This is a genomic window from Corallococcus sp. Z5C101001 (genome assembly GCF_007352635.1).
In the GTDB taxonomy this organism is placed as follows: domain Bacteria; phylum Myxococcota; class Myxococcia; order Myxococcales; family Myxococcaceae; genus Corallococcus; species Corallococcus silvisoli.
Window position 1 is genome coordinate 218,239 of sequence record NZ_VKLU01000013.1, and the last position, 13,234, is coordinate 231,472.

11 protein-coding genes and 1 pseudogene are annotated in these 13,234 nt (G+C 70.6%); 2 read left to right on the plus strand and 10 right to left on the minus strand.

The annotated features are described in order from the left end of the window. Positions 1-11 precede the first annotated feature (11 nt). The 7 genes and pseudogenes from FOF48_RS27945 to dnaN all read right to left on the minus strand — a co-directional run bounded on the left by FOF48_RS27945 (position 12) and on the right by dnaN (position 7,883). Complete coding sequence (locus FOF48_RS27945; protein ID WP_143906400.1) at positions 12-479, minus strand: hypothetical protein; 468 nt, start codon at positions 477-479, stop codon at positions 12-14. Between the two features lie 14 nt (positions 480-493). After that, a complete protein-coding gene (locus FOF48_RS37605; protein WP_143906402.1) occupies positions 494-1,981 on the minus strand; it encodes a hypothetical protein in 1,488 nt (495 codons plus the stop codon). Between the two features lie 10 nt (positions 1,982-1,991). Next, a pseudogene (locus FOF48_RS27955) lies at positions 1,992-3,388 on the minus strand (hypothetical protein). 200 nt (positions 3,389-3,588) lie between these two features. Further along, the gene (locus FOF48_RS27960) at positions 3,589-4,656 is read right to left on the minus strand and encodes a site-2 protease family protein (RefSeq protein ID WP_143906404.1); all 1,068 of its coding nucleotides are present in this window, start codon (positions 4,654-4,656) and stop codon (positions 3,589-3,591) included. Continuing rightward, on the minus strand, positions 4,649-5,392 hold the full coding sequence (locus FOF48_RS27965) for a hypothetical protein (RefSeq protein ID WP_143906406.1): 744 nt from the start codon (positions 5,390-5,392) through the stop codon (positions 4,649-4,651). The genes FOF48_RS27960 and FOF48_RS27965 overlap by 8 nt, the downstream gene beginning before the upstream one ends. Before the next feature lie 79 nt (positions 5,393-5,471). Next, positions 5,472-6,665, minus strand: a complete 1,194-nt coding sequence (locus FOF48_RS27970) for a hypothetical protein (protein ID WP_255442752.1) — start codon at positions 6,663-6,665, stop codon at positions 5,472-5,474. Positions 6,666-6,776: 111 nt separating this feature from the next. Further along, positions 6,777-7,883, minus strand: coding sequence for a DNA polymerase III subunit beta (dnaN, locus tag FOF48_RS27975; RefSeq protein ID WP_143906410.1), 1,107 nt, complete (start codon positions 7,881-7,883; stop codon positions 6,777-6,779). A gap of 272 nt (positions 7,884-8,155) precedes the next feature. Between dnaN and FOF48_RS27980 the strand changes: the two genes are divergently transcribed. Further along, on the plus strand, positions 8,156-8,656 hold the full coding sequence (locus FOF48_RS27980; protein WP_143906412.1) for a DUF6748 domain-containing protein: 501 nt from the start codon (positions 8,156-8,158) through the stop codon (positions 8,654-8,656). Positions 8,657-8,699: 43 nt separating this feature from the next. Here the strand turns inward: FOF48_RS27980 and FOF48_RS27985 are convergent, their stop codons facing one another. Genes FOF48_RS27985 through FOF48_RS27995 form a run of 3 tightly spaced genes read right to left on the minus strand, consistent with a single transcriptional unit; the run spans position 8,700 to position 12,279 of the window. Continuing rightward, positions 8,700-10,961 carry a caspase family protein gene (locus FOF48_RS27985; RefSeq protein WP_143906414.1) on the minus strand — a complete coding sequence of 754 codons (2,262 nt, stop codon included), beginning with the start codon at positions 10,959-10,961 and terminating at the stop codon, positions 8,700-8,702. Continuing rightward, positions 10,958-11,803: an ActD-like protein gene (locus FOF48_RS27990; RefSeq protein WP_143906416.1), complete on the minus strand. Its 846-nt coding sequence runs from the start codon at positions 11,801-11,803 to the stop codon at positions 10,958-10,960. Before FOF48_RS27990 ends, FOF48_RS27985 begins: the two co-directional genes overlap by 4 nt. Continuing rightward, positions 11,800-12,279, minus strand: coding sequence for an RNA polymerase sigma factor (locus FOF48_RS27995; protein ID WP_143906418.1), 480 nt, complete (start codon positions 12,277-12,279; stop codon positions 11,800-11,802). Before FOF48_RS27995 ends, FOF48_RS27990 begins: the two co-directional genes overlap by 4 nt. A gap of 294 nt (positions 12,280-12,573) precedes the next feature. Here FOF48_RS27995 and FOF48_RS37290 point away from each other — a divergent pair, with 294 nt between their 5' ends. Then, on the plus strand, positions 12,574-13,233 hold the full coding sequence (locus tag FOF48_RS37290) for a B12-binding domain-containing protein (RefSeq protein WP_143906420.1): 660 nt from the start codon (positions 12,574-12,576) through the stop codon (positions 13,231-13,233). Position 13,234 lies beyond the last annotated feature (1 nt).

The following is a 13,234-nucleotide window of genomic DNA, read 5'->3' on the forward strand; positions in this document are numbered from 1 at the left end:
CCCCCTCCAACTCAGGCTGAGCCTTGCGCTCGCTCCAGCGTGGAAATCTCCTGGAGCGTCTGTGCGTAGCCCTCGCGGGGCAGCACCTTCTGAATCCGCTCGAAGAAGTGCCTGGCCTCCTTCAGGACCTCGGCGACCAGGACGGCGCGTTCGACCGATGCTTCGCGAACGTCCCCCCCCATCACGACACGGACCGTGGCACGTCCCCCCACCTCATCGGGTGTGGCGCTCAGTTCGATGGGCTGATCGGGGAAGAAGATCTGGAACTTCTCACCCCGCTGAAGCTCGGCCATGCCTCCAACAAGATAGGCCCAGAGCTGATCGATGTAGTCCCACTCCTTGCGGGTCAGCATCGAACGCCCGTCAATGGAGAACTCCATGGCGCCCTCGATGTAGTCCTCGTCAGGGATTGGACCGACGAAGGCATCGACTGGCACGAAGTCTTCTCCTTGCCGGAAGTATGTGGCGAGCGTGATCATGCGTCTTGCTTCACCTATCGAGGGTAGAACTGGCCGACCCGGCCCTGATTGAGCCCCAAGATGTATTCTACCCCATCAACGACACCCGTCAGTTGGTACATCCCTCGCGTCCCTCGCCCGACCATTCGCTCCCGGTTCTGCTGAAGGACCGCTTCGATGGAACGGATCACGTCCTCGAAGTTCATCTTCGCGCCAAAGAAACTCTGAGCCGCTTTCGTCGTCCCATTCCAGTACCGGGGATGGTGCCGCTCGAGGATGTGCTGGAGCCCTTTCTTGTCGAGCAGGAATGTCTCGGAGCCCGCCTGGAATCGCTTCCCCGAGAAGTCCTTGAGGTCGTTCACCACACGCTCCGGTGGCGCGACCTTCAAGCCACTTCCGCCGCCCCCTGGGTCCGCCGAGGCAAGGACGTAGAGTCCTCCAACACCAGTCCCCACCGCGTAGGCCATCCGCCCGACTGGCACCGCGACGCGCTCCATCACCAGCGCACCCTCGCCAGTGAGGGACAGCACTGGGAGCAGGGTCCCCGCTCCTCCCATCACCGAGGTCAGAGCGCCCGTGGAGCCCTTGACGACACCCCCTCCGGCATAGAGCGTCGTCAACAGCTTCGCGACGGCTCTCACCTGCTCTCCTCGCGTCATGGAGGAGAAGCGCTCCAGGTACTCGGGCGAGGAAGCAACGAGGGCGGCGATACCCTCGGGTAGATGTTGAAGTGACAGGAGGCTGTCCGTTGGGGAGGTGAAGAACCTCCCGATGGACATGGCCAGTTCGAAGAACGCGTCCTCGGCGCCGTCCAGCGAGCGGCCGAGGATGTCCGCGTCGTCGTACACCTCCACGACGAATCCATTGAACACGGGATGGAGCTGCTCATCTGTCGGCCGGAACACACCACCGGTGTTGACGTAGAAGCGCCCCAACTCGAAGCCCAGCGCAACGAACGCTCCGTCCTTCCACTCCACCTGACCCACACGCTGCTGCGTGCGTCCATTGATGACCCACGCGAGATAGCCATCGGGCCTCAACACCGCGAGCCGTTCGAGGCGGGTCATCCGGCGCAGGAGGTCTTCCCGTGAGGCAGCATCACCCGCCAGCACCTCGCGCAGCAGCAGGCTCGCGCCCATGCGAGGCGGGAGGTTGCCCAGGGTCACGGGCTTCTTCAGCAATACCGACAGCATTCGCGCCGCCTGCGTCGGCGTCAGCGCGGACGCACGCAAGGGCAGCTCGTCCCAGGGGTCCAGTCCCGCGAGCACCAGCAAGCGCTCGAAGGCATCTGCCTCCGCGGTGCCGTGGATGGCGGCCTGCTCGGCGACCTGGGCCCGTGTGCTCCGCGCGGCTTGCGTGTCCAGGGAGCGCTCGGAGTGATGGCGGCGCAGCCGTGAGGTCCCTCTCAGCGGCTCGATGGAGGACGTGGACGGCACGGCACCCGAGCCTTGCTTCAGGACGTTGGGGTGACCGAACGGTGGCCTTGCGGAGACACAGCCCGTGACGAGCAGGATCGCGCTCAACAGCAACACCTCAACGCGCATTGTCCACCCCCACTCCCAGCGAGGCCTGGGCACCCGGGCGCAGCGAACCATCCGTCTGTGGGAACAACAGCGTCCCTCCTCGCCCCAGCGCGTACAGCCTGCTCGCGAAGCGCCAGCGCAGCTCTCCAGCCACGAGGTAGCGGGCCCCCGGCCGTCCCAGCCCCACTCCCAGCACGCTCAGGGCGAGTTCCAGGTTCCGATCGAAGAGCTGGAGGGCGATTCGTCCGTCCGTGTCCACGCGTCGCGAGGTGAAGACCTCCACCGCCCAGGAAAAGGACAGGTGCCGCTGCATCCTCCCCACCAACCGCTCCGCGTCCCAACCCACGTCTGTTTCAGCGTAGACAGAGGCACCCTCCGGAAAGGACGCCTCCGCCAGGGGCTGTCTGGAAGCTCCCGCAGCGCGAAAGCGCGCCAGCTCGTAATCCGGACCGAAGGCGCCTTGGCGAAAGCCTCCATGCTGCCGCCGCGCCTCCAGGCGCAGCCGCGCGTTCAAACTCGGTGTCTCCGCGTCCGCGCCCACCCCAGCCACCGCGCCCCAGGCACCACCCGTCCCGGGACGACCTCCCCAGCCAGCCAGAAGATGCAGTTCGAAGCTCGAGCGCGCCCACACCACCGCGGTCCCGTCCAGGTGGGCCAGCGTGATTTCAGGCGAGGTCCCCTCCCCCCTGCCTCCCTCGTGCACCGCGGACACGGCCAGCGTGTACCGCCCCGCTTGCACCGACCGAAGAGGACGTGCTCCAGGTCCACCTCGGCCTCCGCTCCGAAGAGACGCGCGCCAAGGACGTCCGAGGCGAAGGCCTCCACGTAGAGCGGGCCGAGCGTCCCGGTGAGGAAGCCTCCTGCCGGGTGGTAGTCGGGGTTGATGCGGTTGGAGTAGCGCCGCACCAGGTGCCCGGACAGCAGGCTGTAGCTGTCCAGCGCCCCCATCCACAACGCCAGGGGCGCCTCGTTCGACCCCAGCTTGAGGGCCCGAATCACCTGGCCCCAGTCCGACAGGCTGTCCCAATCCTCCTGGTGAATGACGCCCGCGTACCGCTCGCCGCCCCACAGGCGCAGCCTCACCGGAGCCTCCAGGTTGACACCGAACTCCGCGCCACCATCCAGCATCAGGGTGGGAACGACCTGGACGAGACCCTCGCGTGTTCCGCCGTCGCCGCGAGGCAGCAGGGCCAGGCCCGAAACATCGAGCCGGGTCAGGAAGTGCCATTCCTCCGGTGTCACGGGCGAGTCCAGCTCTGGGTCGCGAAGGAGGGGAGCGCTGTTCGCTGGCCGAGAGGCGGAGGACCGTTCGTTGACGGTCTCATCCAACGACCGCCCCTGAGCAACTGCTCGGCCGGACCATGCCCACGACAGGAGGCACAGCACCACAACCCACCTTCCGCTCATGGACAGTCCCCCTCGCCAGCCGCGAAGCCTCCGCATGGCCATGCGCGACAGGGACTATCAGGGCAGGCTGACTTGACGACCTGGGACGGAGGGAGGCGGCGCGGAGGCTGAAGACCCGCTGGGGTTCATCTCATGAAGGGCAGCTTGTCGAGCGGGATCACGCGCAATGACAACCGGTGAACCGCCTCCGTCCCGCCCCGTCACAGCGCCGCCGTCGCCCCCGTCCAGTGGTTCGCGGCCCAGCCCAGCGCGCCCAGCCCCACCACCAGCGCGCTGTACTCCACCAGCGTGCGCGCATCGCCCTCCTCGGGCGCGCTCGCCATGGACGCCTGGAACACCGCCGCCAGCCCGATGAGCAGGAACAGGTTCTCCCCCGTGAGGAACCACGTCGCGCCCAGCACCGCCGCCGCCACCCACCGCTGCTTGCGCGCCAGCGCCCTGAAGCCCCGCCCCCCATCCAACGACCACAGCGGCAGCAGGTTGAACAGGTTGAGCCACGCCGCCGCGTGCGCGATGGCGCCCAGCGCCTTCCACTCCGTCACCAGCGCCGCGACCAGCACCACCACCGCCGCCGCGCTGCCCCAGATGGGCCCCGCCAACCCCACCCGCGCGTCCTCGCGCCCATCCACCGGCGACTGCTTCAGGCGCACGAACGCCCCCAGCCCCGGGATGAACATGGGCGCGCTCGCCTTCATGCCAAAGCGGCGCAGCGACGCCACGTGCCCCATCTCATGCACGTAGATGCACGCCACCAACCCCAGCGCGAAGCGCCAGCCCCACGCCGTCCAATACACGCCCAACGCCAGCAACATGGAGAACAGCGTGCTCGCCTGCGTGAGCCCGAGCAGCAACAGCTTCCCCTTGCCCAGGAGCAGCGCCAGCACGAACTTGAACTTCCACAGCGTCAGGCCCACCGCGCCCATGCCGGCGAGCACCTTCGGCATGCCCGAACGCTTGCGCTCCGCCTCCGCGATGGGCACCGACAGCCCCCGCGCGTCCACCTCCTGGCTCAGCGCCGTCACGCGCGCCGTCACCTGCGCGTGCTGCCCCGTCCCCGGCGGCAGCAGCTCCAGCGCCTCCCGCCACAACACCAGCGCCTCCGCCGGCGCACCCCGCACCGACGCCGCCTGCGCGTCCGCCGCCAGCTGCTTCAAGCGCGCTCCATGCACCAGCTTCCGGCACGAAGGACAGGTGAGCAGCCGGGGCGCGAGCTCCGAACCACACCCTTCGCAGCGCTGGGTGGACTCCGCCGCGAGCGCTTCAGCCAACGGTGCGCTCCTCCGGCACGGGCGCCGCGTCTTCCGAGGCCGGCGCCCCGGACGCGTCCGCCAGCTTGAACGGACCCGCGATGTTCAGCTCCGTGCGCCGCGTGCGGCGCCAGGCCTCGAACAACGCGAAGCCATAGATGAGCCCCGAGATGGGACTGTTCACCCCCACGAGCACCGGCGCCGCCACGGAGATCACCCCCGCGAGGACGACCTTGACCGCCTGCGAGGGAGGCTCATCGTCCTCGGCGGGAGACTCCGCCCCCGCCTCCGCCACTGGCTGCTCCGAGACCTCCTTGTAGACATCCGGCGCGAGCGAGGCGGCCACCGCGAAGTACGTCAGCACCACGGCGAGCAGCTGGTAGAACCGGCCCCCCCGCGACTCGGAGCCCTTGAACACCGCCGTGCCCACCATCCACCCCACCAGGATGGCGATGAGGCCAATGTTGTATCCGCTCAGGCTCACCAGGTAGTAGACGAGCGCCCCCGCGAGCGCCGCGCCAAAGCCAAACACCGACGCCTTCATGAAGCGCTTCAGCTTCGAGCCGCCCTCCAGCGACGCCAGCACGTCTTCGCGGCACGACGGGCACAGCAGGCGCTGGTTCACCTCGTAGTAGAGGCTCTTGATGACGCGCTGGCAGACGGTGCACTTCGTCACCGGCGGCGCTTCGGTGAACTCCGCCTGGTCGAACTGCAGCGGAGCCGCGTCGGAGGCGGATGGAGGAACAGGTGAGGTCATAGGCTGGATTCGCGACGGGAAGTGAATCGCAAATCAACCTAACAGAAGCCTTCCACCCGCCCCAAATCAACGTTTGGTTTTAGCCACCATTCCGCAGGGCCGCGTGACGCGCCGCCTGGACCAGCGCGACCAGGTCCCCAGCCCGAGCCACGTCCCCCCCGGCCGGCTTCGCGTGCTCCGGAGAGAACAGCCGCGCGGGCGTGCTCGCCTGTCCGCGCAGCAACACGAAGAGGCGCAGGGCGTCGCGCAGGGCCTCCGCCTCCGGCCCCTCCTCCGTGCGGGCCCGCAGCGCCGCCTGCTCCAGCCGCGCCCACGCCATCTCCTCGCTCCAGGCGCCCCGGGGCCTCTCGCGCGACAGCGCCGCCAGCGCCTCCGCGGCCTCCACCAGCCCCGCGCGACCCTCCGTGAAGACGTCCCTCGCCGCCAGGCGCAGCGCCGGGTCCTCCGTGCGCGCGGCCCGCCACGACAGGAGCGCCGGCAGCTCCGCCTCGCGAGGCACCACCGGCGCCAGCTCCGCCTCCAGCACCGCGCGCACGCGCACCCGCGCCACGTCGTGCCAGAAGGCCGCGTGCAACAGCAGCTCCGGCCCGCTGCGCGCCACCCGCGTCGGCGCACGGCGCATGCGCCGCTGGAGGAAGTCCTTCACCCGGCCCCGCGTGTCATAGCGCTCCAGCCGCTCCCACAGCGACACCAGCGCCGCGGCGCCCAGCGGCAGCGCCCGGGCCAGCTCCCGCGCCTCGTCCTCGGAGAAGGCCGGCGCCCCTTCCGCCACGGGCCGCTTGAACACCCGCTCGAACACCTCGCCCGCCGCGCACGCGGCCCGCAGCTCCGGCAGGTTGCGCGGCAACAGCTCCACCGCCTGGGCCCAGACCCTTCCGCCCAGCAGCGGCGCCGCGTCCAGCACCTCCGTCTCCAGGCGCAGCAACACCTCCCCCAGCGTGGCCGGGACGGCCTCCTGCATGGACAGCCGCCGCTCCGCCGCGCGCGCCACCGCCTCGCGCAGGCGCGCCACCTCGTTCATCAACCGGACGGGCCCGGCGTCGCGCGGCCAGGCCTCCGCCTCCGCGCGGCGCTTCAGCGCGCTCAGCGTCGCGTCCACCTCCGGCTGGGACGCCGCCACCTCCCGCAACAATTCGAAGTGGTTGCGCAGCCGGTCCTTCCAGAAGAAGGACTCCAGCACGCCCTTGAGCGCGCGGTAGCGCAGGCGCGTGGCCTCCAGGAGGTCCGCCCGGTCCTCCAGCCGCGCTCTCAGGTCGTCTGGACGGGTGGCCACGCCCCCATCATAGGGAGACCCCGCGCCGGGCGCAGGCCTCCCCATGGCGCGGAGCGTCGAACGTGGAACGGTGCTTCAGGTGCGGCGTGGGAAGGTGGACGGAGGTCCGGCTCAGACGCGCATGGGCATGACCACGGCGGTGAAGCTGCGGTCGCCGGGGCCATGCAGCACGCCCGGGCTGTGCTCGTCCCCCAGCTCGAAGCTGACCTCGTCCGTGTCGGTGACGCCCAGCACGTCCATCAGGTAGCGGGCGTTGAAGCCGATGGTGATGTCGTTGCCCTTGTAGTCCACGTCCAGCGCGTCGCGCGCCTCGCCCAGGTCCGGGTTGCTGGCGGTGATGAGCAGCTTGCCCTTCTCCAGCCCGATGCGGATGGCGTTGCTCTTGTCCGCGGACAAGAGCGCGATGCGCTTGAGGCCCTCCAGCAGGCGCACCTTGGGCACGAGGACGACCTTCTCGCCCTCCTTGGGGATGACGCGCTGGTACTCCGGGAACTGCCCGTCGATGAGGCGCATCACCATGGTGAGGCCCGGCTTCTTGAACAGCGCCGAGTTCTCCGCGAAGCCCAGATGGCACTCGGCGTCCGGGGCCTCGTCCAGCAGGCGCTTGAGCTCCATCAGGCCCTTGCGCGGGATGATGACGCCGCTCTTCAACTTGAAGTCGCCGTTCATCTCCCGCTCGATGAGCGACAGCCGGTGACCGTCCGTGGCCACCATGCGCACCTTGCCGCTGGCCTGGGGCTCGAAGAAGACGCCGTTGAGGATGTAGCGCGTCTCGTCGCTGGAGATGGCGAACTGGGTCTTCTTGATCATCTCCAGCAGCGTGTTGCCGGAGATCTGCACCAGCGGCGCGTTCTCCTCCTTGGGCAGCTTCGGGTACTCCTCGGCGGCCATGCCGACGATCTTGAAGTGCGCGGAGCCGGAGGAGATGTCGACGTAGTTGTTCGCCAGCTTCTTGAGCGTCACCTCCGCGTCCGGGAGGTTCTGCACGATGTCGAAGACGTACTTCGCGCTCAGGGTGACCGCGCCCGGCTTGGACACGTCCGCCGAGTGCTCGGACACGATGCCGATGTCCAGGTCGAAGGCCGTGACCGTGATGCTGCCCTTGTTCGCCGTGAGGAGCACGTTGGCGAGGATGGGCATCGTCGTCTTGCGCTCCACGATGCCCTGGGCGCGATAGAGGGCCTTCTTCAGCTCGTCGGAGGCGATGCGGAATTCCATCGTGGGCGTCCTTACAGGTCACGGCCCTGAAAGCCGGTGCGACGGGGCGGATGTAGCCTGCGCATGCAGGAGCGTCAACGAAGGGAATCGCCCATGTTCCCTCTTGCGGACCCCTTCGGAGGCCCTGGGAGCGGACTGCCCGGGCGTCCAGGTGGGACACCGGGAAAAATCGCCCGCGTCACCCTGGCCGGCGGGCGCACGGCCGGGCAGAGTGGACCCGGCCGCGCCCCTCCCGCGTTGAAGGAGGACACCCGCCCCCTTCCGGAGTCGCCATGAACGCCCGCTCCCTGCTCCTGTCCGCCGTGCTCGTGCTGGGCCCGGTGGCGTGCAGCAAGCCGCCTTCCCCCACCGCTCAGCCGTCCAGCGACGAGTCCGGCGCGGCGGCCCCCGCCGACCTGAAGCGGACCGAAGTGGACCCGCCCGCTGGCGCCGCCAACGAGCCGGGCACGGCCGCCCCCACCCCTTCACCCGGAGACGCCACCATGACCGCCAACACCGTCTACATCGTCAAGGACAACGGAAAGCGCTGCTTCGCGCCGCCCTGCGACCACTACGACCTGTTCAGCGCGGACGCGCCGGACAAGAAGCTCCAGTCCTTCCATGAAATCGACCTGAGCGCCGTCACCGGCGGGGACGACGCGAAGGCGGGCGAGCTGATGCAGCGGGCCTTCGCCCCCGGCGGCCTCAAGCTGGAGGGCTCGCTGGACAAGAAGCTCAAGGCGGGCCCCGGTGGCGACGCCACCGTGCTGCGCGCCACCCGCGTCGTCGGCTGAGTCCCGCCGCTCCCGGGACCGCCTCGCGGGCGGTCCCGGCGCCTCAGAGCCGCACGCCCAGCTGGAAGCCCGGCCAGTGCTGCACCCGCGTGGTGGCGTTGATGTCGTGCGTGCGCACGGACAGCGTGGACAGCTTCGCGAACCGCGGCTCGTCCCAGGTTATCCAGGCGTTGTAGGTGGGGCCGCCGAACACGGCCAGCCGCGGCATCACCTGGAAGCCCAGCATGGCGCGCAGCTGCCCCAGCAGGTTCCCGGTGTCGCCGGAGAAGGGCTTGCGCGTGGACAGCACCTGGCTGCTCGCGACGTCCACGTCCACCCAGAAGCGCGAGCCCAGCGGGATGTGACCGCCCAGGCCCAGGCCCAGGCTGAAGCGCTCGAAGCGGTCGTCCGGCCCCAGGCCGGCCAGCAGCGTGGTGTAGAAGAACTTGCCGCCGAACTTCAGCGCCACGTTCGTGAGCTGCACGTCGCTGCCGAACACCTCCAGGTGCAGCTGGCCCTTCTTCTCGTAGGTGACCAGGCCCACCGGCGCGCCGTGCACCTCCTCGGAGACGTTGACGAGCCCCAGCTGCATGCCGTGCACCACGCCCGCGACGTTGAGCAACCCCAGCTGCATGCCGGTGACGTCGCCGCCCACGTTGATCAACCCCAGCTGCATGCCGGTGAGGGAGGGGGCGCGGTTGAGCAGCACCGACCCCTGGATGCCTCGCGCCTCCGTGGCCACGGAGTTGACGCCCACCGACAGCTGCACGCCGCGCATCGTCCCGTTGGCGTGGTTGACGCCCAGGGACAGCTGCATGCCGGTGGCATCCGAGGTGGTGATGTTGGCGCCCAGCGCGGCCTGCACACCGCCCAGCGCGCCGCGCGCGACGTTGGCGCCCAGGGCCAGCTGCCCCACGCCGTCCACGTCCCCGTTGGCGACATTGAGCCCCAGCGACGCCTGGGCGCCGCTCACCGCGCCGCCCGCCACGTTGGTCACGAGCGACAGCTGCACGCCGGACACCTCCCGGCCCGCCGTGTTGAAGCCCAGCGCCATCGCCGCGCCCACCACCTCCGCGTCGTACACGTTGCCCACGAGCCCCAACGCCAGCCCGCCCCCCAACGCCGTGCCGCCGTTGACGACGCCCAGCGCGAACCGGTTCTCCACCGGCGCGCGGCCCGCGCGGAGCGTGTTGGTGCTCACGCCGGGCACCAGGCTCAGGTTCACCGGGAACATCCGCCGCTCCTGCGAGGCGCCCGTGAGCGCGCCACCGCCGCGCATCACCGTGGCCTCGTGGCCCACGCCCAGGAAGTCCCCGGGGGCCAGCGACGTGCGCACGCCCTCCTTCAGCGTGAAGGTCGCCTCGGACACGCCGCCGTCCAGCTCGCGCCGCGCCCGGTAGGCGCCGGGGGCGAGCCCCAGCTCGGTGGCGCGGCCGGACAGCTTCTGCACCTCCACGACCAGCGTGCCCACCGCGTCGCGCACGTACAGGCGGCCCTCCAGCGGCTCGGCGAGGACCAGGCCCGCGGTGGTGGCGCGCAGGTCCGTCATCACCAGGTCGCCGGTGCCCGCGAGCTCGATGTCGTAGTTGGGGTGCTGCGCGCCGCCCTGCGTGCGCTCCGTGCGCGCGAGCGTTTCGTGGAAGGCGAACTGGTAGGCCTCCGTGAGGGTGACGCGGCCGTCGTGGGTGACGTCCGCCGCGCCGCGCAGGCCGGAGACCAGGTGGTGGGTGAAGAACGAGCCGCCCAGCCGGTCCGACTCCTGCGACGCCTCGTCCGCGCTGGACGAGGTGAGGATGGCGTGGCCCTTCACCTGGATGCCGGAGTCCACGAGGAACGCGGGCCGCGCGACGCCGCCCTTGCGCCGCGCGAACGCGCCGGACGCGCAGGAGTCCAGCACCGCGATGCGCACGTCCGCGGGCAGGCCCTCCAGCGCGCGGCGCAGCTCGCCGTAGTCCAGGCGCTGGCCCTTGAGGAGCAGGCCCTCGTCATCCGAGTGGCCGGAGTAGTACAGCAGCACCTCCACGCGGCGGGCCCCGGTGGCGCGGGCGCCTTCGGCCAGGTGGCGCAGCCGGTCGAAGCCCGCGAGGACGCCCGCGCGGTCCACGTCCGTGAGGAGCACGCGGTCCTGGGGCAGCACGCCGCCCAGCTCCGACAGCACCTGGGAGAAGGCCTTCGCGTCGGTGTCCGCGTAGCGCAGCTTCACGCGCTCCGGGCCGCCGTCGTTGACGCCCACGAGCAGGGCCAGCCGGCGCACGGCGGACGGCTCCGCGGCGCGCGCGGACGTCGCGGGGCCCAGCGCGAAGAGGAGGATGACGAGCACTCTCATCGCGAGGGCTTCTCCAGCAGGAAGGATGTCTGGCCCAGGCCCGAGGGCAGGGCCAGCGGCGCGGTGCGGGCGTCGGGGGATGCGGCGAGCACGCGCGCGGCGGCCATCACGTCCTCCCGGTCGAAGGGGGCGTCGGCGGTGATGAGGAAGAAGCGCTCGAAGCCGGGGGCGTCATCCAGCTCATAGGCGCGGGGCAGCAGGTGCGTGCCGGAGCGCGCCAGCGGCACGGACGTGTCGCCCTGATCCGGCAGGTGCGCGGTGACGGCGCCCCGGCCGTCCACGGAGACGATGACGCCCTGGACCCTGCCGGCGGCGGTGTACGACAGCTGCACCACGTCACCGGCCTGGGCGGGGGCGCCGTCGGTGAGGCGCTCGGTGCGGGAGGCGACCTGGCGGTGCACGTCGAGCCGAGGCTGGAGCCCCTTGCTGCGCGTGGCCTCCAGGACACCCGGGGGGGCCTCGGTGCCCGGCCAGGGCGAGTGCGGCGCCTCCTGTCCCTCCGGCGAGGAGCCCGGCCTCGCGAGGACGACCACGGCGGCGGCGGCGAGCACCGGCACCAGGGCGGGCAGGAAGCGCCACGAAGGGCGCGACGGCGGCGCCTCCGCGTGGGGGGGCACGAGCTGGAGCTTGCGGGCGGCGCGGGCCTTCACCTCGCGGGCGACGCGGTCGGGGGGCAGGGCCTCCAGGGTGGCGCGTGAGTCGGCCTCCAGGGCGGCGAGGCGCGCGGGGCCGTCCGGTTCGTGGGCCAGGCGGTCGCGGGCGGCGGCGAGCTCGTCCGGGGGCAGCTCTCCCAGCGCGATGCGCTCCAGCAGCCAATCCGGGGTGCGGTGGGGGGACATCATGCGGCCTCCAGCTCCTGCAGGACAGCGGACAGGGCCCGGAGGCGCTTGCGCACTCCGGACACGGACAGGCCCACCTCGCGGGCCGTTTCCTCCAGCGTCATGCCATCCACCAGGTGGAGCACGGCGATGTCGCGGCTGGACGCGGGCACGCGCCCGAAGAGGCGGTCCAGCAGGCCCCGAGCGGCGGTGCGGGCCTCGACGTCGCCGGACGCGGCGATGCGCAACACCAGCTCATCCTCCCGGTCCTCCGGGCGTCGCTTCGCGCCGCGCAGGCGGTTGAGACACACGCGGGTGGCGATCTGATGCAGCAGGCTGGAGGGCCCCGCGTCCTTCAGGGCGGACTGGTAGCGCAGCAGCTGCACGAACACGTCATGCATGGCGTCCACGGCCTGTTCCTCGTCGCGCAGCAGGAAGCGACAGCGCCGGAGCACCTGGGGGCCATAGCGCCGGTAATAGGCCTCCACATCGACGGACACCGCACGCGCCTCCCGGTTGGAGCAGGGAACACCCGTGCCCTGGAAATCTGTCACCGGCTGCTTTCCGAAGTGGCGTGCCTACCCTGTTTCCCACCGGCCCGGCCACCCCGGACCCCCGCCCAAATCGGCGCCGGTGCGCCCTTCCCCACCGCCCGCCTGCCCTGCAAGCGGAAAAGCAGCCGCCGCGGCGGCCTGCCCGGTGAATGTTCACTCCCGGATGCGAGCCTCGTCTCCAGGGTTTATCCCCCACCGAAACCTCCCTACCCTGCCCCCTCCGCCCTTCGTACGGCTCCCTTGCACCCATCTCCCTCCGTCATCGAATCGCTGCGGACGCGGTACCTCACCGCGCAGCTCTCCGGAAACCGCCAGGAGGCCCTGCGCCTGCTCGTGGATGAAGGGCTGCTGTGCGGCGTGCCGCTCCAGGACCTGCACCTGAGCATCATCCAGGCCGCCCAGTACGAGATTGGCCGGCTCTGGCAGGAGAACCACATCTCCGTGGCCCAGGAGCACATGGCCACCGCCATCTCCCAGTTCGTCCTGGCCCACCTGTACCGCCACCTGCCCCGCGACCCGTCCAACGGCAAGGTCGTGATGATGGCGTGCGTGGAGGGCGAACTGCACGAGGTGGGCGCGCGCATGGCCAGCGACTTCCTGGAGATGGCCGGTTTCGACGTGCGCTTCATCGGCGCCAACGTGCCCGCGGATCACCTGGCCCGCATGGTGCGCGAAGCGCCGCCGGACCTGCTGGCCCTCTCCGTCACCATGCCCTTCCACCTGCCCCAGGTGCGCGAGTCCGTGCGCAAGGTGCGCGAAGTCGCCCCGGCGCTCCCCATCGCCGTGGGGGGACTCGCCTTCGACTGGACGCCCGTCATCGAGGAGGAGCTGAAAGTGTCTTTCTTCGGCAAGAGCGCCCGGGAACTGGTCGCCTCCACCTGTCGAACCCTGGGAGTGTGAC